Origin of the sequence: Acinetobacter sp. UC24323 (assembly GCF_024151445.1) — a bacterium.
Lineage (GTDB): Bacteria > Pseudomonadota > Gammaproteobacteria > Pseudomonadales > Moraxellaceae > Acinetobacter > Acinetobacter baumannii.
Map to the genome: position 1 here is coordinate 232,981 of NZ_JAHIBY010000001.1, position 18,631 is coordinate 251,611.

The 18,631-nt window shown below is 37.7% G+C and carries 17 protein-coding genes and 1 pseudogene; 7 read left to right on the plus strand and 11 right to left on the minus strand.

Features of this window, described 5'->3' with window-relative positions; all coding sequences use genetic code 11:
• Positions 1-391 precede the first annotated feature (391 nt).
• The 5 genes from KNQ97_RS01090 (at position 392) to KNQ97_RS01110 (ending at position 5,718) form a co-directional block, all read left to right on the plus strand.
• A complete protein-coding gene (locus KNQ97_RS01090) occupies positions 392-3,064 on the plus strand; it encodes a TonB-dependent receptor (protein ID WP_000731497.1) in 2,673 nt (890 codons plus the stop codon).
• Between the two features lie 144 nt (positions 3,065-3,208).
• Positions 3,209-3,925, plus strand: a complete 717-nt coding sequence (locus KNQ97_RS01095) for an energy transducer TonB (protein WP_000525879.1) — start codon at positions 3,209-3,211, stop codon at positions 3,923-3,925.
• Positions 3,926-3,965: 40 nt separating this feature from the next.
• Positions 3,966-4,847 carry a MotA/TolQ/ExbB proton channel family protein gene (locus KNQ97_RS01100; protein ID WP_002009183.1) on the plus strand — a complete coding sequence of 294 codons (882 nt, stop codon included), beginning with the start codon at positions 3,966-3,968 and terminating at the stop codon, positions 4,845-4,847.
• A 15-nt stretch (positions 4,848-4,862) separates the two neighbouring features.
• The gene (locus KNQ97_RS01105; RefSeq protein ID WP_000525862.1) at positions 4,863-5,285 is read left to right on the plus strand and encodes a biopolymer transporter ExbD; all 423 of its coding nucleotides are present in this window, start codon (positions 4,863-4,865) and stop codon (positions 5,283-5,285) included.
• Positions 5,286-5,304: 19 nt separating this feature from the next.
• Positions 5,305-5,718, plus strand: coding sequence for a biopolymer transporter ExbD (locus tag KNQ97_RS01110; RefSeq protein WP_000525666.1), 414 nt, complete (start codon positions 5,305-5,307; stop codon positions 5,716-5,718).
• 70 nt (positions 5,719-5,788) lie between these two features.
• Here KNQ97_RS01110 and KNQ97_RS01115 read toward each other — a convergent pair.
• The 4 genes and pseudogenes from KNQ97_RS01115 to KNQ97_RS01130 all read right to left on the minus strand — a co-directional run.
• Positions 5,789-5,920, minus strand: a pseudogene (locus KNQ97_RS01115) (GNAT family N-acetyltransferase); the annotation flags it as partial.
• A gap of 102 nt (positions 5,921-6,022) precedes the next feature.
• Complete coding sequence (locus KNQ97_RS01120) at positions 6,023-8,188, minus strand: malate synthase G (RefSeq protein ID WP_005128784.1); 2,166 nt, start codon at positions 8,186-8,188, stop codon at positions 6,023-6,025.
• 369 nt (positions 8,189-8,557) lie between these two features.
• Positions 8,558-9,700: a cell division protein ZapE gene (gene zapE / locus KNQ97_RS01125; protein ID WP_000933387.1), complete on the minus strand. Its 1,143-nt coding sequence runs from the start codon at positions 9,698-9,700 to the stop codon at positions 8,558-8,560.
• An 83-nt stretch (positions 9,701-9,783) separates the two neighbouring features.
• Positions 9,784-10,803, minus strand: coding sequence for an AraC family transcriptional regulator (locus tag KNQ97_RS01130; protein ID WP_253611682.1), 1,020 nt, complete (start codon positions 10,801-10,803; stop codon positions 9,784-9,786).
• A 121-nt stretch (positions 10,804-10,924) separates the two neighbouring features.
• Here KNQ97_RS01130 and KNQ97_RS01135 point away from each other — a divergent pair, with 121 nt between their 5' ends.
• The gene (locus KNQ97_RS01135) at positions 10,925-12,472 is read left to right on the plus strand and encodes an NAD(P)/FAD-dependent oxidoreductase (RefSeq protein WP_253611683.1); all 1,548 of its coding nucleotides are present in this window, start codon (positions 10,925-10,927) and stop codon (positions 12,470-12,472) included.
• 49 nt (positions 12,473-12,521) lie between these two features.
• Positions 12,522-13,433, plus strand: a complete 912-nt coding sequence (locus KNQ97_RS01140; RefSeq protein WP_001190745.1) for a lysine exporter LysO family protein — start codon at positions 12,522-12,524, stop codon at positions 13,431-13,433.
• On the opposite strand, the gene pyrF is transcribed toward KNQ97_RS01140, so the two are convergent.
• The 7 genes from pyrF to tadA form a co-directional block, all read right to left on the minus strand.
• Positions 13,430-14,128, minus strand: a complete 699-nt coding sequence (gene pyrF, locus KNQ97_RS01145; protein ID WP_000392928.1) for an orotidine-5'-phosphate decarboxylase — start codon at positions 14,126-14,128, stop codon at positions 13,430-13,432. The genes KNQ97_RS01140 and pyrF overlap by 4 nt on opposite strands.
• Positions 14,129-14,290: 162 nt before the next feature.
• Positions 14,291-14,656: a lipopolysaccharide assembly protein LapA domain-containing protein gene (locus KNQ97_RS01150; RefSeq protein WP_001269278.1), complete on the minus strand. Its 366-nt coding sequence runs from the start codon at positions 14,654-14,656 to the stop codon at positions 14,291-14,293.
• Positions 14,657-14,680: 24 nt separating this feature from the next.
• The gene (locus tag KNQ97_RS01155; protein WP_000205997.1) at positions 14,681-14,983 is read right to left on the minus strand and encodes an integration host factor subunit beta; all 303 of its coding nucleotides are present in this window, start codon (positions 14,981-14,983) and stop codon (positions 14,681-14,683) included.
• A 156-nt stretch (positions 14,984-15,139) separates the two neighbouring features.
• On the minus strand, positions 15,140-16,813 hold the full coding sequence (gene rpsA, locus KNQ97_RS01160; RefSeq protein WP_000140309.1) for a 30S ribosomal protein S1: 1,674 nt from the start codon (positions 16,811-16,813) through the stop codon (positions 15,140-15,142).
• Between the two features lie 104 nt (positions 16,814-16,917).
• Positions 16,918-17,604, minus strand: a complete 687-nt coding sequence (gene cmk, locus KNQ97_RS01165) for a (d)CMP kinase (protein ID WP_000218018.1) — start codon at positions 17,602-17,604, stop codon at positions 16,918-16,920.
• 7 nt (positions 17,605-17,611) lie between these two features.
• Complete coding sequence (locus tag KNQ97_RS01170; RefSeq protein WP_001246675.1) at positions 17,612-18,055, minus strand: SRPBCC family protein; 444 nt, start codon at positions 18,053-18,055, stop codon at positions 17,612-17,614.
• Positions 18,056-18,124: 69 nt separating this feature from the next.
• On the minus strand, positions 18,125-18,628 hold the full coding sequence (gene tadA / locus KNQ97_RS01175) for a tRNA adenosine(34) deaminase TadA (protein WP_000033177.1): 504 nt from the start codon (positions 18,626-18,628) through the stop codon (positions 18,125-18,127).
• Positions 18,629-18,631: the final 3 nt, after the last annotated feature.

The window sequence follows — 18,631 nt, forward strand, 5'->3', positions numbered from 1 at the left end:
AGATCAAGCCTAAATTATAGATATTTTAAAACAATATATTGATTAATAATAAAAATATAATTCAACCATGGAGTGATAAATATTATAACATTACATATTAAAAGGCTCTAAAACGATACATTTTTATTTAATAAGCATGTGAAGAGTCCAGTAATGTATATTTTTTATACAAATAAATTTGAAACTTTTCGCCAACATGAAAAAAATTTTCCAAATGGAAAATTTATTTTTATATCAAAAAAGCTAAAGCATCATACTCAATCATAATAAAATCAATATTTATCAATATTTTGCATAAACTAAAAAAAGAAAAATATATAGTTGGCACTTGCTTTGCTTAAAAACTTTCCAGCAATATCGCTAACGACAACAAAAAGGGATCAAGTCCACGATGAAAAAAAAATACAATGTTCGATCTCAGGCAACCCCCAAGATTGGCAAAACAATTCTTAAATTAAGCACCCTTAGTTTAAGCATGATGTGTCTTACCATGGCACAAGCAGCAGAAACCGAACAATCAAGTACCGATGAAAAACCAACAAAAGTCGTAAAAGTTGCCGTTACAGGTTCTTCAATTAAAGGGGTTGCGGCACAAAGTGCTTCGCCAATTACCGTGGTGAAAGTTGATGAAATATTAAAACAAGGGGTAACAACAACAGAGGAAGCATTATCTAAAATCACCGCAAACCAAGCAGGATTTGTTACGGCACAAAATGTAGGAGCAAGCGGTACAGCTGGTTCAACAGCAAACCTACGTGGTATTGGCGCCAATAAAACCTTAATCTTACTTAATGGTCGTCGTTTAGCTGCTAATGCTTATGATAGTGGTGTCACTAATTTAAATATTATTCCACTCGCTATGTTAGATCGCATTGAGGTCTTACGAGATGGAGCATCAGCAATTTATGGTACAGATGCGATTGGTGGTGTTATTAACTTTATTACCAAAAAACAATTCACTGGTTTAAATATTAGTGCCGGGTTAACTCAGCCAGAACAGACTGGTGGAGATACGCAAGATATTAGCGTTTTTGGTGGTTTTGGTGATCTTGATGAAAATGGTTTCAACGTTTTTGGTGTTGTAGATTATCGTCATGGTAATGACATCATGGCAAAAGACCGTAAAGTCAGTGAACGTGGTGGCTTACTACCTGAGCTAGGTGTTAAAAGAAGTAGTAGCGGTGCATTTCCTGCAAATATTTCAAAAAATTTAGGAAATCCTTACGCTGCAACAGGTTGTGGAGATAATCCTCTTGTTTACGTTGATGAAAATACCTGCCGCTTCAATAGCCAAGCGGTAATCGGTATTGTTCCAAAAACAGAAGACATCTCAGCAATGGGACGTGCAACCTTCAAACTCAATGATAATTTTAATGCTATAGCTGAATATGTATATGCACGTAATGAAGTAACTACCTCGGTTGCTCCAGATGTATTCTTTGACTTACCACTTGAAGGAAATAGTAAATACTATCCAGGTAACGGCATTACTCCTGCATTAGCAGGCGTCAATGGACAAGACATTACCCTATCTCTACGCTCGCAAGCTGGCAATCGTGTAAGTACAAGTGTCAATGAATCCCATCGTATCTTTGGTGGTTTAGAAGGCGAAGCTTATGGTTGGGATATCAATACAGGCATTACCTATGCGAAAAGTAAAGCCTCAGATGCATTAGACAGCGGCTACTTAAACTACGGTAAGACTTCTGAAGCACTACTTGCAGGGAAACTTAACCCTTTTGGTGCACAACAACCTGAAGATGCTGGTTTATGGGGGACTTTAGGCGTAACTGGTAAATATATGGATGCCGATGTTGATTCAACCACAGTTGATTTCACAGCAAGCAGACCAATTTATACATTACCAGCAGGCGACGTTGGCTTCGCAGTCGGGGCTAGTTACCGTCGTGATGACTGGACATCGAAAGTAAATTCAGAAATCGCAAGTCTCGCACCAAGTACTGGTGTAGATCCAGATGAACCAGTCAACAAAGGGAAACGTGAAATCAAAGCTGCTTTTACCGAGCTGCACATTCCACTTCATAGAACATTAGAAGCTCAACTTGCCGCACGTTATGATGATTACAGTGACTTTGGCGATACTTTTAATCCTAAATTTGCACTTCGTTGGGAACCAATCAAACAATTAATGTTCCGTACTTCTTATAGTACAGGTTTCCGTGCCCCTACTCTTTGGGAAATGAATGCACCAAACTCTGTAACTAATACATCTGCCAGCTATGATGATCCGATTCTCTGCCCAGGTGGAAAAGTAAACGAAGCCGCTGGCGGTGATAAAAGCCGCGATTGTAATATGCAATTTGACCGTAAAAATGGTGGTAACAAAGATTTAGATGCAGAGGAATCAAAATCATTCACAGCCGGCTTCGTGTTAGAACCAATCAAAAACCTAGTCTTAACTTTAGACTATTACAATATCGAAGTTGAAAAACAAATTTCAGCTCTGCCAGAAAGCGATATTTTTAACAATCCAACTAAATATGCAGATAAGTTTGTACGTAATTCTGATGGTTCACTCGCATATATCATCACTACTCAACAAAATATGGGAGATTTAAAAACTTCCGGGATTGATGTCAGCTTAAACTATGCTACACCAATGACAGCAACAGGCCGTTATAGCTTTGGTATTGATGGTACTTATGTCATCAAATATGACTACCAAAATGAAAAAGATGGCGAATGGATTCACAACGTAGGCAGCTACGAAGGTACTGGTCCAATCATTCGATGGAAACATGTGGCCAATCTAAACTGGAATTACCAAGACTGGGCTCTCAATTTCCAACAACAGTTCACTCGTGGTTATGACGATCAAAACGCCAATGATCAAAACCATAAAGTCAGTGACTACACACTCTACAACGTTTCGGGCACATACAAAGGCTTTAAAAATTTAGAGTTAACTGCTGGTATCAAGAACATCTTTGATGAAGAACCCGCTGCAACTAATGTTGAGGACAACTTTCAAATGGGTTATGACCCCCGTTATAGCGACCCTACAGGCCGTACGTACTTTTTACGTGGTACTTACAAATTCTAAATGGGTGTTTTTGCAAATATGGCTCCATAACGTTGATGGACCATATTTGCAGAATAAAATTCTCACTTAGCCAAACAAGAAATGCATAAATCTTTAACCAAGCATTTCAATATAAATTGTTTGTCTACAGTTTCAGGAGTAACTATGGGCATGACTTTTACAGACATAGAAAATAAATCTGCCAAACGCCTAATTGGTATTGCTGCAGTCATTTTTCTGCATCTTCTTGTTGCCTATATTCTGATGTCAGGTTTAGCAAACAATATTCAAAAACCAGCAGAAAAACCTGTGGAATTACAAATTATTCAGGATATTAAGCCACCTCCTCCACCAAAACCGGAAGAGCCGAAACCAAAGGAAAAACCACCTGAGCCACCAAAAATGGTAGAAAAAGTTGCCAAGGTTCCTGAGCCACCAAAAGAAGTAGAGAAAGTAGCAACACCAGTACAAAAAACGACGCCAGTAGCTCAACCGACTAAAGTCGCTACTCCGGCTCCTGCTGCACCTAGTACTCCTTCTCCGAGTCCTGTTGCTGCACCAGCTCCAGTGGCAGCTGCTGCACCAGCACCTAAACCCGCTGGTGTAACTCGTGGTGTTTCAGAAGGCTCTGCGGGCTGTGAAAAACCAGAATATCCACGCGAAGCACTCATGAACGAAGAGCAAGGAACGGTGCGTATACGTGTTTTGGTTGATACATCCGGCAAAGTCATTGATGCCAAAGTAAAAAAATCGAGTGGCAGCAAAATTTTAGATAAAGCAGCAACTAAAGCCTACAGCTTATGTACGTTCAAACCAGCAATGAAAGATGGCGTGCCTCAGCAAGACTGGTATGAAATTGAATATCCATTCGTAATTGAATAAACAATTGAATTAGCAAGAAATTAAAAAATATTGGAGATATATGATGAAAAAATCAACTCAACCACTAGTACATTTCGCTTCTGCAAGTTTAATCGCAGCTTGCTCGTTACTTCCATTAAGCTCAGTTTTCGCAGAAGAAACGAGCAATGCTCCTGTGGCAACAGCAACTACTGAAGCTACTTCAAATACAACTACTCCAACTCCACCACCAAAGCCTGCAACAAGTGAAACTGTTAAAAATCCATATGGTCTAGAAGCCCTTTGGCGTGAAGGTGACTTAGTCGCTAAGTCTACCTTATTTATTTTAGTACTCATGTCGATTGGTACTTGGTACATCATCATCTCTAAATTATTACAACAAGGTAAAGTCAAACGCCAAGGTAAAGAAGCTGAAAAACATTTCTGGGAGGCAACTTCGCTTGATAATGCTGCAGAAGGTTTAGAACAAAGTAGCGCATACCGTTTTATTGCAGAAAAAGGCATTAACTCGACTAAATCACACGGCGGCTCTCTACTTGAACGCATTGACTTTAATACTTGGGTGAGCATTTCAATACAACGTGCCATCGAAAAAGTACAAAACCATTTAGGCGGCGGTCTCGCTTTTTTAGCAACAGTTGGCTCTACAGCACCTTTCGTAGGTCTTTTCGGAACAGTATGGGGAATCTATCACGCTTTAACTGCAATCGGGATTTCAGGTCAGGCATCTATTGATAAAGTTGCAGGCCCAGTTGGTGAAGCTCTCATTATGACAGCTATTGGTCTTGCAGTCGCAGTACCGGCTGTATTGGGTTACAACTGGTTGACTCGTCGTAATAAAGCAGTGATGGAAAATGTTCGTTCATTTGGTTCAGATTTACATGCAGTTTTATTAAGCGGAGAAATTAATACCAACAATTCAATTAATCGCAGCATTAAATAATCAGGAGCAGACATTATGGGTATGAGTGTTGGTTCTGAAGATGATGACGAAATGATTGGAACGATTAACACGACACCTCTCGTAGATGTCATGTTGGTTTTACTTATTATTTTTCTTATTACTATTCCGGTAGTTACACACACAGTTCCGGTGAAACTACCAGAAGAAAAAAATACTCCGTACGCGACCACGCCTGAAAATATTCAACTTTCAGTTAATAAGAAAGGCGATATTTTCTGGAACGAGAGTTATGTACCAAATAAAGAAATATTGTTAGCAAAATTACAAGCTGTGGCACAAAAAAGACCGCAGCCGGAAGTACATATTCGAGGAGATCAGCTTACCCATTTTGAAGCGATAGATCAGGTCATTAGTACGACCAAACAAGCTGGTATTGGCAAAATTGCCTTTGTTACTACCCCTCCAGCTTCCCCGTAATGATTTTAAGGAGAATTTTATGGGTATGAATGTTGGCTCAAATAATGATGACGATGTAATGCTAGAGGTGAACATGACACCGCTTATTGATGTCATGCTGGTACTCATTATTATGTTTATTATTACTATACCTGCACCAAACAATGCGATTAATATTAATTTGCCAAATGGCACACCGCCACCAACAAATGAAAAACCACCTGAAATCATTGATGTAAGAATTGATGCAGCAGGCAAAGTATTTTGGAATAACCAACAGGTTTCTGACCGCAAGGCACTAGAGACTTTATTTCAAGGTGTTGTCGCCAAAAAAGATCAAGACCAAATCAAACTTAAACCAGACCAAATGGCTGAATATAAAAATGTAGCGATGGTCATGGCTACGGCGCAGCGTTTAGGTGTAACTAAAATTGGGATTGTGAGTAGCAATTAATATCGCTTTTAACTTTAGTTAATTCCATTTCCTTCAACGCTAACTTGAATTCTCAGTTAGCGTTTTTTTTAAAGTGTTCCTCAACTTTAGACTCAGCAGTAGAATATACATTTGGTGCGATGTAGTCCTTTTGAGAATTATCTAATGATAATTTTGCGCATAGAAGCCAATTCTCACGATCGAGAGTTTTTAAGTTAATCAAACTTGAAATCCTTTATTTATAAATTCACGCCTTATCTATAAGCACAAAATATACCGAAAATAAAAAAGCCTCCGAAGAGGCTTTTTTTATAACAGGTTAAAATCAGTCACCTGTATAACCTTTTAATTTTAAACGAGCCGCATGTAGTAATGGCTCAGTATAACCAGAAGGCTGTTCACAACCTTTAAAGATAAGATCTGAAGCTGCTTGGAAAGCAATATTAGTTTCAAAGTTAGCTGCCATTGGTTTATACAATGGATCATTCGCATTTTGTTCATCAACAATTTTTGCCATGCGTTTAAGCACTTCTTCAACTTGTTCACGAGTCACGATACCGTGACGTAACCAGTTGGCAACATGTTGAGAAGAAATACGTAATGTTGCACGGTCTTCCATTAAGCCCACATTGTTAATATCAGGAACTTTTGAACAACCTACACCTAAGTCAACCCAACGAACAACGTAACCTAAAATACCTTGGCAGTTATTTTCAAGTTCGTTATTAATTTCTTCTGCTGACCAGTTTGTATCAGTTGCAAATGGAGGAGTTAACAAGTCATCTAATGACAACATTTCTTCAGCTTTTAACTGATCTTGACGTGCTTTTACATTTACTTGATGGTAATGCATCGCATGAAGTACAGCACCAGTTGGTGATGGAACCCAAGCACATGAAGCACCAGCATTTGGATGAGCAGCTTTAGTTGCCAACATATCTTTCATGCTATCTGGTTTTGGCCACATGCCTTTACCAATTTGAGCTTTACCTTGTAAACCACATTTCAAACCAATTGCAACGTTACGGTTTTCGTATGCAGCAATCCATTTTTGTGTTTTAACCGCTTCTTTACGAACAACTGGAGCAGCTTCCATAGAAGTATGGATTTCATCACCAGTACGATCCATGAACCCAGTGTTAATAAAGATTGTGCGATCTTTAGCAGCAGCAATACAGTTTTTCAGGTTTACAGATGTACGGCGTTCTTCATCCATAATACCGATTTTTAACGATTTAGGTGGTAATCCTAGGGCTTGCTCAGCACGCTCAAATAACTCAACAGCAAAAGCAACTTCTTCAGGACCATGCATTTTTGGTTTAACAATATACATAGACCCTTTACGAGAGTTTTTATTTTCGTTTTCACTACGGATGTCAGCAATTGATAACAATGGCGTTACCAACGCATCCATAATACCTTCGAAAATTTCTTCACCATCAACTAAAATGGCTGGATTCGTCATTAAATGACCTACGTTACGAAGTAACATAAGTGAACGACCATGAAGTTTTGTTGTGCCACCGATCAAATTTTTAATTTCACGGTCTTTATTCAAAGCGCGGACAATTGTTTTACCATTTTTTTCGATAGATTCTTGAAGAGTACCCTTCATCAAACCTAACCAGTTACGATAACCTTCAACCTTTTCTTCTGCATCAACAGCTGCTACAGAGTCTTCAAGATCCTGAATTGTTGTAACCGCAGCTTCAAGTGTTAGATCTTTAACACCCGCTAAATCAGTTTGGCCAATTGGGCTATTCGCATCAATTTCAATAATGACATGTAAGCCATTACTCAAAAGAACAACTTCTGAAGGGTTCGCTTCTTCACCATTGAAACCCACAAACTGAGCTTCATGAGCTAAGCCAGTTTTAGTACCATCTTTTAAAGTCACAACGAGTTTATTCTGCTCGATTGCATATTTAGTTGCATCAGCATGTGAGCCTTGCGCAAGCGGGAAAATTTCATTTAAGAAGTTTTTAGCAAACTCAATAACTTTCGCACCACGTACAGGGTTATATCCTTTTCCTTTTTCTGCACCGCCTTCTTCTGAAATTACATCAAAACCGTAAAGTGCATCATATAAAGAACCCCAACGCGCATTTGCTGCATTTAAGCAATAACGTGCATTACGTACAGGCACTACTAATTGTGGGCCTGCTAACAATGCAATTTCTTCATCTACGTTTTCAGTAGTAATTTGGAAGTCTTCAACTTCTGGTAATAAATAACCAATTTCAGTTAAAAATGCTTTGTAAGCACCTAATTCAAATTTATTGTTGCGGTGCCATTCATCAATTTTTGCTTGTAATTCATCACGCTTAGCCAATAATGCTTTATTCTTTGGACTAAGGTCGACAACAACTTGCTCAAAGTTCTTCCAGTAAGTTTCACTATCTAAACCAGAACCTGGTAAAGCTTCATTTTCGATAAAATCGTAAAGTTCTTTAGCAATCGCTAACTTGCCTTTTTGAATACGTGCAGTCATTGTCTTTCCTGAAGTTGCTACTTTTTATACCAAGAGAATCCTAGTATACCGATTTAAATTAAGCTGAATACTAATATCACATTCCTAAATAGTAAGCATTTTCCCTTGCATAACTATTGACAAAGATAAATTTTTCTATTTAGGAAAATATTAAAATTCTAACTAGGATTCCCAACAATTTATTCAATATTTAAAGATACTGAAACTAGACTTTTTGTTAACAGACAAAAAATTTCACTATCTTGTTTTTTCTAAAGCGTATTTAGTTATATCAAACTTTGCACAATGAAAAAGTACTATTTCGCTAAATTTATCTTTTTTTGTTGTAAAAAAAGCGCTCAATTTAGAGCGCTCTTCATATCTGATTTCTTAAGAAGTTTTAGTCGCATCAATATGTCGATGTTCAGAATGCAAATACTCATCTGACTGCATTTCTAATAAACGTGAACGAGTACGCTCAATTTCAAAAGCCAATTTCTCGCCTTGATAGATATCAATAATACTATCTTGAGAGGTTAAAAGTAGTTTCACTCCACGATCATAAAATTCATCGACTAGATAAATAAAACGACGTGTGCCTTCAGACAAGAAGTCTGTTAAGTGAGGAACATTGCTGACCAAAACCGTATTATAAATATTGGCAATTTCAATAAAGTCTGCTGGACTACGGGGCTTTAAGCAAAGTTCAGAAAACTCACACCATAAAACATCTTCCGTATGCCCTAGGGTTTCAACAACACGGTTATTGATCACAATCGGTTCATGAGAATTGGTTTGAGTATGAGTTAAAGCAGTATAACGCTCTGATATCCAACTTTGAGCTTCATTACCTAATGGTGATTTAAACAATTGAGCCTGTTTTAAAACACGTAAACGGTAATCCACTCCTGCATCTACATTTAAAACGACACAGTTCTTTTTAACCATTTCAATTGTAGGAATAAAACGATCACGGTGAATCCCGTTTTTATATAAACCGTCTGGTGCAATGTTTGAGGTTGCAATGAGTGTTACACCACGAACAAATAACTTTTGGAATAAGTCACTCAAAATCATTGCATCAGTTACGTTCGAGACAAAAAACTCATCGAAACAAATAACGACAGCATCTTTATAAATTTGATCAGCTACGATATCGAGTGGATTACGTTGACCCGAAAGTTTATTTAACTCTTTATGAACATGTTGCATAAAGTGATGAAAATGCATACGTGTTTTACGGCGAAATGGTACAGACTCATAAAATTGGTCCATAAGCCAAGTTTTGCCACGTCCTACACCGCCCCACATATATACACCTTTTGGAGAAGTTTGGCGGCGGAAACGACGGAAAGCTTTTTTAGAAGCCTTATAACGATTTAAAAGTTCTTTCCATACACGATCTAATTCTTGCACTGCCTGTGCTTGTGCCTCATCTGCCATAAACTGGCCTGAAGCCAATGCCTCAGCATAGCGCTCTGCTGGGGAAGACGGAGTAAATGCAGTACTATGAGAAGATTTTAAATTTAACATATCATTTTATTTCAATTTTAACTGAAGAGAGTATAGCGAACATTTTGTCCGACCACATTAGCTTTTAGCATCAAGAGTTATACTCAGTAAAACTCTTTTCCATATTGCCGAGGACTCTGCCCAAACCATCTTTTAAATGCATGATTAAAAGCGGCAGGTTCAGAATAACCAAGTGCTTCTGCAATAACTTCTATTGAATACTCTTTATATTCCATAAGTTTAAGCGCCTTATTCTTAATAATCTGTTCACGAATCTGTTTATAACTCGTATTAAGCTGCTGCAATTGATGCCTTAATGTCCTTTCAGGCATTTTCAAAGCAAAAGCGGTTTCCGCCATGCTCGGAATAATTCCTTGTTGTAGCTCTAAATAATCTTGCACATATTGAATAATAGGCGGTATTTGATGATCTTGTTCATTTAATCTTTCTATTTCTTTAATACATTTAGCCTCATAGATACGATGAGTAATAATATCTGCTGAAGGAATTTTTATTTCCAGCACATTCTTACTTAGGCTAAATGCTGCATGTGTAGAATTAAAATGTAGATCATCTCCATAATATGCGTAATATTGAGCAACGGTATCTGGATCAGAGGGTTCCGGAAATGGTAAATCTATACGCATGTCAGGCATTTTTAAGCCCATCATGATATAAATATCCTGAATAAACTTATAAGTACCCGAAATTTCGCATTGGGCACGGAGTAAACCGATTTCTGTTTTTAAATCGACCGGTAAATAGTTCAAAATGATGTGATTTTCAGTTTCTTGTAAGCTCAAAGTACCAAATAAATGAGTAAGTTTTTGATACTGTATGCCTTTTTTTAAGGCTGTTTGTATATCATGGCTGGTCACAAGTAACATGAGCAAAGGACCATAACCTGCCAATGCGTAATGTTGTCCAATAAATAATCCTTTCTCTGGGTCAACATTCTCACTAATAATTTGCTGTATATCCCATTCCAAACTGTCATGAATTGTTGAGCTTGGGTCCAGGGAATCTACTTTAATACCTATATCTGCCAAACGTGAGTCGACATCAATGCCCGCATTGCGCATTCCTTGAATTAAATAGATTAAACCAAGTGCCGATCGTTTCATTCTTTTATCAATTTCCCTAGACTGAAATGTTTTACTATAAAGAAGTGATAAAATTAATTGCCGAATCTATCAATTTTCACGTCGATACAATCATGTTTAAACTGTTTAAAAAACGTTAGTCTTGCCTGCAATCCTCTTTACCGCATATGCAGGGTTTCCAATGCTAAACGCAAAACAACATGCTATTCAAAAAACTAAAATCGCAATTATTGGTGCTGGATTCGGTGGCCTTGCCATGGCTATTCGTCTGTTACAAAGCCAACAATCAGATTTTTTTATTTTAGAAAAATCTAATGATGTCGGTGGAACTTGGCGTGAAAACCGCTATCCAGGAGCTGCGTGTGATGTTCAATCACATATGTACTCTTTGTCTTTTGCACCTAAAACTGACTGGTCAAAACGTTATGCAGAAGCTCCTGAAATTTTTGATTATATCCAAGATATAACCGATCAATATCAAATTAAAAACTACTGTAAGTTTAACCATGAGGTTACTCATGTACAGTATGATGAAGTGCGCCATATATGGACACTAGATTTTGCAAACCAACCTTCTCTCGAAGCACAATTTGTAGTTTTTGCATCAGGTCCGCTACATATTCCACAAATCCCTCATATTCAAGGTATTGAAAAGTTCAAGGGTAAAGTTTTTCACTCTTCCCAATGGGAACATGACTACAGTCTAGAAGGTAAATCAGTTGCTTCCATCGGTACTGGTGGTAGTGCAATTCAATATATTCCAGAAATCGCAAAAGACGTTAAGCAATTATATGTATTCCAACGTACAGCAGCTTGGGTTATCCCACGAGATGAGCGTAAATACTCTAATTTGAGCAAAGCTCTATTTAAAAAATCAAACTTCTATCGACAAATTCATCGCAGCCGCCTTTATTGGAGTAATGAATCTCGCGTTGTTCCTATAGTTCAGCCGCAAATCATGAAATATGGGCAAAAATTAGCTGAGGCATTTATACGTTTCCAAGTTAAAGATAAAGATTTAGCCAAGAAACTTACACCAGACTTTGTGATGGGCTGTAAACGCATTCTTATTTCAAATAAATACTTCCCTACATTTAACCGAAAAAATGTTGAATTAGTGACCGAGGGTATTCAAGAAATTAAAGAGAACAGTATTATTACAAAGGATGGAAAAGAAAGACCAATTGACTGTTTAATCTATGGAACTGGTTTTGTTACCGATCCGCGTATTTATTTAAAACATTTTACTTGTATTGGTCGCAATCAAATTGAATTGAAACAGGCTTGGAAAAATGGTGCAGAAAGTTATTATGGAATTATGACCAAGAATTTTCCTAACCTATTTCAACTGGTCGGGCCAAATACCGTTTTAGGCCATAACTCGATTATATTTATGATTGAGTCACAAGTTAATTATATTTTACAGCTTATTGATCTGATTGAAAAATCTGGACAGCACGCTATAGAAGTTAAACCGGAAGTTCAGGATTCCTTCAATAAAAGAATACAAACACAACTTCAAGGTACTGTATGGCAAGCTGGCGGATGTAGCAGCTGGTATCAAGCTGCCGATGGAAAGAACTTTTCTTTATGGCCAACTTATACATGGAAATATTGGCTAGACACTCGTAAAGTTAATCCTAAAGATTATTTGTTATTAAATAAATGCTCACAGAGCTATGCAGCATAAAATGTTCAATACATAATAGATAGGTTGATAACAATCTATCTATTATTATATGCAGTCCATTAGTCTCATTATTCAAATTTTTCTTGTATTAGCATTTGGTTATTTTCTAGGTCCTAAACTCTCACTAAATATTCGGCATTTTATTTTTAAAATCCTGCCTTATTTTTCTTATATTTTACTAACCAGTGTAGCTTTAGAACTAACACTCGCCCTTGATCAAATTGATAATCCTTCTACTATACTTCCACCTGCTCTATTAATTGCATTAACCACTTCTCTTGGTTCTTTTTTTACTTGCTTATTCGCCTATACAATTTTTGATAAAGAGAGTGTTAAAGGGAAAATTTCACTTCAACTTTTTATGAATGCATTAAAAAATATTGCCAAGGCATTTTTAGCTTTAACAATAGGCGTGATTTTAGGAATTCTTCTTACCCAATTACATACACATATTCCCTTTAATAGCTGGTATTTACTATTACTTTTTATTTTTTTAATCGGAATCGAACTTGCTTTTACTCATTTTAATCGCACATGGTTAAGCTGGAAAATTCTTATTGTACCTTTAGCCGCCTTTATAGGCTCGTGCTTAGCTGGGTTTCTCAACTATTCCTTACTTGGTCATGAGTTTACACTTAATGAAATATTAGCTTTGGGCCAAGGCTATGGTTGGTATTCAATGTCAGGTATTTTATTTACACAGCTACATTCAGCTGAGTTAGGTGGGATTGCCTTGCTCACAGATCTATTTAGAGAGATAGTTGCAATTTTACTCATGTATACCATGGGTTGGCGGTTTCCACGTCCAGCAATTTCAAGTGCTGGCGCTACCTCAATGGATGTAACATTAGCAATGGTAAAACAGTCATGTGGTACACATTATGTACCACATGCCATGATGAGCGGCTTACTCTTAAGTCTACTCGCTCCACTTTTAATTACTGTGTTTTTAAACTTTTAAGCAATTGAAGCAAGAATTGACTTCAACATTTCAGTTGGATTTTCTGCTTTAGTAATCGGACGACCAATAACTAAATGTGTAGACCCATCAAGCATTGCCTGTTTCGGAGTTACAATACGTTTTTGGTCATCTGCATTACTACCCTCAGGACGTATTCCCGGAGTAACTAAAGAGAAATCTTGTCCGATTAACTCACGAAGAATTTTAGCTTCTTGAGCAGAACAAACTACACCATCTAAACCACTTTCTTTAGTAAGTTTCGCCAATCTTTTAACTTGTTCTACAGGTTCAATATCTAACCCGATATCTTTTAAATCTTCACGGCCCATTGAAGTTAAAACTGTTACCGCAATTAATTGTGTTTGATAATTACCTGCTTTTAAACGCTCTACACAGGTTTCCATCATTTTACGGCCACCTGATGCATGTACGTTAACCATCCATACACCTAAGTCTGCGGCAGCACATACAGCTTGAGCTGTCGTATTTGGAATATCATGGAATTTTAAATCTAGGAAAACTTCGAAATTTTCTTCTTGAAGTTTTTTTACAACAGATGGGCCTTCATGAGTAAAAAGCTCTTTACCTACTTTTACGCGACATAAAGTAGGATCAAGTTGTTCAACAATTTTTAAAGCGTCATATTGGCTTTTAGCGTCCAACGCAACAATGATACTCAAGAGACTTTCTTCCATCACATAAAATCAGCGCTATTATAATAGACAAGTCAGCCAGTAATAAAGAAATCTATTGAACCAAGTTCTTAAATGAGGAAATAGTGATTACTAGAAGGATAATGAGGAATATAGAAGGGAAAATACTACTCTTTATGACGAGATAAAGAGTAGTACCAAAAATTATAAAGGAGTAGAGTTTTTATCTTGCGGATAAATATCTACAACAGTTTTTTCATGTCTTACATTTGCAGCTGCTTCTGCTGCAGCCAATTGAGCACTTTGAATTTGTTCTTTTCTCAAATGGTCAATATCTTTGCGAAGACGTTTGATTTCCCAGCTTTTTTGGAAAACTCGGAAAACTTGTACACCTAATAAAAGCCCAACTACAATTCCAAGCGCTAAGGTAAGCAACAATAATAAACCTAAACGCATTGCAGGAACTTGAGTAAATAATAAATCAACAGGAAGTTCTGTTGGGTTCTGCAAAACAAGTGCTAAAGAATAGCCAAATACAATAATGAGTAATGCAATTAGAATATAACGCATAGGCACCCCACTTATGAGTTTTATTTATTTTCCAGATTCATTCACTGCATCACGAAGTGCTTTACCTGGTTTAAAATGTGGAACAGCCTTCGCTGCAACATCTACTGACTTACCTGTTTTAGGGTTACGACCAACTCTAGGTTCACGGTGGTGTAATGCAAAGCTACCAAAACCACGGATTTCAATACGATTGTCAGACGAAAGAGCTTCGATCATTTGGTCAATCATAATCTTAACCGCTTCTTCCACCAATGGTTCAGCCAAGTGTGGATTTTTTAGCGCAATGCGTTCAATCAAATCAGACTTATTAAGAGCTTCAGTAGTCATCTACGACCTCGTTATTTATTACTACTCTAAGTCGTTTGATAATAACCTGTTTAAATACAAAACGGTAGCGCAGTATGTTGAATACTACGCTACCGTTTACAGTAATTTGTATAAAAAGTACAATTTCGTTACATGAAACTGTACTTTGTTAACTTATTACTTCATTTGTGCTTTGATCAAGTCACCAATAGTCTTAGGACCATTGTCTTGAGAAGCTGATGCTGTACGCAAGTTAGCAACTGCTTCTTTCTCTTCAGCTTCGTCTTTCGCTTTGATAGACAAGTTGATAGAGCGAGATTTACGGTCAACGTTGATAATTTTCGCTTCAACTTCTTGACCAACTTCTAAGAATTTAGTTGCGTCTTCAACGCGGTCACGGTTGATTTCAGAAGCTTTAAGAGTAGCTTCTACTTCGTCAGCTAACTTAACAGTTGCGCCACGAGCATCAACTGCAGTTACAGTACCTTTAACTAAAGCACCACGTTCGTTAGCAGCTAAGAAATCATTGAACGGATCGCTGTTCAATTGCTTGATACCAAGGCTGATACGGTTACCTTCAGCGTCTACAGACAAGATAACTGCTTCAACAGTGTCACCTTTCTTGTAACGACGGATAGCTTCTTCGCCTTGTTCGTTCCAAGAAATATCAGACAAGTGAACTAGACCGTCAATACCGCCATTTAAACCAATGAAGATACCAAAGTCAGTGATAGACTTGATTGTACCTGAAACTTTTTCGCCTTTCTCATGAGACTTAGCAAACTCTTCCCATGGGTTAGCACGAGTTTGTTTGATACCAAGGCTGATACGACGACGTTCTTCGTCAACTTCAAGAACCATAACATCAACTTCGTCACCGATCTGAACAACTTTAGATGGGTGGATGTTTTTGTTAGTGTGGTCCATTTCAGAAACGTGTACTAAACCTTCAACGCCTTCAGCGATTTCAGCGAAACAGCCGTAGTCAGTTAAGTTAGTAACACGTGCTTTAACGATAGAACCTTTAGGGTAACGGCTCATGATCGCTAACCATGGATCTTCGCCTAATTGTTTAAGACCTAAAGATACGCGGTTACGTTCACGGTCAAACTTAAGTACTTTAACAGTAACTTCTTGACCAACTTCAACAACTTCTGAAGGGTGCTTGATACGCTTCCAAGCCATATCTGTGATATGAAGAAGACCATCAATACCGCCAAGATCAACGAATGCACCGTAATCAGTAAGGTTTTTGATAGTACCTGTAACTGTTTGACCTTCTTCAAGTTGAGCAAGTAATGCTTCACGGTCAGCAGAAGATTCAGCTTCCATAACAGCACGACGAGATACAACAACGTTGTTACGTTTAGCATCAAGCTTGATTACTTTAAACTCTAACTCTTTACCTTCAAGGTGAGTTGTGTCACGGATAGGACGAGTGTCAACTAATGAGCCTGGTAAGAACGCACGAACAGGACCGATGTCAACAGTGAAACCGCCTTTAACTTTACCAGAGATAACACCAGTAACGATTTCGCCATCTTCAAAGATTTTTTCAAGTTTAGTCCAAGTTTCAGCACGTTTAGCTTTTTCACGTGATAAAACTGTTTGACCCATACCGTTGTCAAGAGCTTCAACAACTACGTCAACAGTATCGCCAACCTGAACTTCAAGTTCACGTTGTTCATTTAAAAATTCAGCACGGTCAACAATGCCTTCAGATTTAAGGCCAGTGTCAACAGTAACCCAGTCACTATCGATGTTTACAACAACACCTTGGATGACTGCACCCTTTTCAACGTTGAGGTTTAATTCACTTTCTTCAAAGAGGGCTGCAAAAGATTCGGTCATGATATACCTGATAAAGTCAGCGGTCTTGGATCAGACAAGGCCGGTTTAGTTAAGTATCAACATAGTCTTTATAGACTGATCAAGCTATGCGTCAACTGATAATCTTAGTTGCTAACAGTACGGCTATTGACGTAATCAACCATCAACTTAAATACTTGATCGATCGTTAATTCCGAACTATCAATAATATAAGCATCTGCGGCTGGCTTGAGAGGAGCTACTTCTCGCTCCATGTCTCTTTTGTCACGCGCTTGTATATTAGCTAAAATGTCGTTTATTTTAGCATCTAGCCCCATACCCTGCAACTGTTTTACTCTTCGCTCAGCACGCGACTCAGCTGAAGCAGTCAAATAAATTTTAGCATTAGCTTCCGGGAAAATTGATGTTGCCATATCTCGACCATCTGCAACTAATCCCGGAGTTTGTGCAAATGCTCTTTGGCGTTCAAAGAGTGCTTGTCTGAGCTCTGGTATTGCTGCAACTTTAGATGCGTATTCTCCAACACGCTCTGTACGGATAGTTTGGGTTACATCTTCCCCATCGAGGAAAACTAATGTTCCCTCTGCCGAGGTTTCAAACTTAATATTAAGCTGACGAGCATAGTTAACACACTCATCTAAATGGCTATCTAATTTTTCCAATAAATCATGTTTATGTAATGACAACCCTAACAAACGATATAAGGCACCCGAATCAAGTAAATGAAATTGATAATACGCAGCAAGTTTCGCCGCTAATGTTCCTTTACCCGAACCACTCGGACCATCAATAGTAATAATTTGAACTGTCATTGAACTCTCACGAAGAAGCAAATGCTTTAGCTAATCTCGAAAAGCCTAGTGTAATCGCTAGTTTTAGCTGTGCAAGAATTAATTTACTTACAACAGGAGCTTTTGCGGTTAATTCGATACGATACGTAACCAAAGTAATATAAGGGGTAATTTCTGAGAACTCGATTCGACCTAAATGGTGTTTCACTAGAGGATTATCAATCAGTTTATATTCAATACGTTTGTTTTCTTCGAGATGCGTGATTTCTTCTTTAAGTGGTTTAATCACGCCAAACCCCATACGACGAACAGAACCCACTCCATCAGGTCTTTCAGGATCTGCCGAATCTTTAACACGCACAACTTGTAGTGGAGCAAATGCAGTGTTGTAAGCTGCATGTTTAGAAAGCAGGTTAAAGACATCACTAAGAGGAGCATTAAATTCTTTTTGTATAGTAATTACATTACGCATGAAAGTTCCTTATTTAAATAAATCATGTCAATGAAACGGCGTTAGTGTGCCATAACCTCATGACATTTTTTAATCATTTAAGGACGTTTTTTGTTGTTTCTCTTGTTTCTTTTGTTCACGTCTTTGCTTAAAAAAAAGACTTAACTGTTGAGCACATTTTTCATGTAAACATCCATGCTCAAAAGTAAATTTATGGTTGTAATAACCATTTTCTAATAATTGACGTGCACTCACGAGTGAGCCAGCTTTAGGTTCTGTTGTTCCAAATACGACATGTTTAATTCTTGCATGTACTAATGCTCCCACACACATTGTGCACGGCTCAAGCGTAACATACAAAGTCGCATCTTCAGGTAAACGATAATTTTTCAATGACTCACAAGCCGCACGAATAGCTTGAATTTCTGCATGAGCTGTAGGATCAGATAAACCAATTGGAGCATTAAAACCAGCTCCAATTAACTTATTTTGGCTCACGATTACAGCTCCTACAGGAATTTCCCCCTGCTCGGCTGCTAATTCAGCTTGCTCGTAAGCAAGCTGCATCCAATACTCATCACTAAATTTAGACATTAT

Bases quoted from the DNA above. Each gene is read 5' to 3' on its own strand.
- KNQ97_RS01095 (WP_000525879.1), top strand. From the start codon at position 3,209: ATGGGCATGACTTTTACAGACATAGAAAATAAATCTGCCAAACGCCTA.
- KNQ97_RS01130 (WP_253611682.1), bottom strand. From the start codon at position 10,803: ATGAAACGATCGGCACTTGGTTTAATCTATTTAATTCAAGGAATGCGC.
- KNQ97_RS01155 (WP_000205997.1), bottom strand. From the start codon at position 14,983: ATGACTACTGAAGCTCTTAATAAGTCTGATTTGATTGAACGCATTGCG.
- tadA (WP_000033177.1), bottom strand. From the start codon at position 18,628: ATGTCTAAATTTAGTGATGAGTATTGGATGCAGCTTGCTTACGAGCAA.
- KNQ97_RS01120 (WP_005128784.1), bottom strand. From the start codon at position 8,188: ATGACTGCACGTATTCAAAAAGGCAAGTTAGCGATTGCTAAAGAACTT.
- rpsA (WP_000140309.1), bottom strand. From the start codon at position 16,813: ATGACCGAATCTTTTGCAGCCCTCTTTGAAGAAAGTGAATTAAACCTC.
- pyrF (WP_000392928.1), bottom strand. From the start codon at position 14,128: ATGGAAGAAAGTCTCTTGAGTATCATTGTTGCGTTGGACGCTAAAAGC.
- cmk (WP_000218018.1), bottom strand. From the start codon at position 17,604: ATGACAGTTCAAATTATTACTATTGATGGTCCGAGTGGTTCGGGTAAA.
- KNQ97_RS01150 (WP_001269278.1), bottom strand. From the start codon at position 14,656: ATGCGTTATATTCTAATTGCATTACTCATTATTGTATTTGGCTATTCT.
- KNQ97_RS01090 (WP_000731497.1), top strand. From the start codon at position 392: ATGAAAAAAAAATACAATGTTCGATCTCAGGCAACCCCCAAGATTGGC.
- KNQ97_RS01170 (WP_001246675.1), bottom strand. From the start codon at position 18,055: ATGCGTAATGTAATTACTATACAAAAAGAATTTAATGCTCCTCTTAGT.
- KNQ97_RS01140 (WP_001190745.1), top strand. From the start codon at position 12,522: ATGCAGTCCATTAGTCTCATTATTCAAATTTTTCTTGTATTAGCATTT.
- zapE (WP_000933387.1), bottom strand. From the start codon at position 9,700: ATGTTAAATTTAAAATCTTCTCATAGTACTGCATTTACTCCGTCTTCC.
- KNQ97_RS01110 (WP_000525666.1), top strand. From the start codon at position 5,305: ATGGGTATGAATGTTGGCTCAAATAATGATGACGATGTAATGCTAGAG.
- KNQ97_RS01105 (WP_000525862.1), top strand. From the start codon at position 4,863: ATGGGTATGAGTGTTGGTTCTGAAGATGATGACGAAATGATTGGAACG.
- KNQ97_RS01100 (WP_002009183.1), top strand. From the start codon at position 3,966: ATGATGAAAAAATCAACTCAACCACTAGTACATTTCGCTTCTGCAAGT.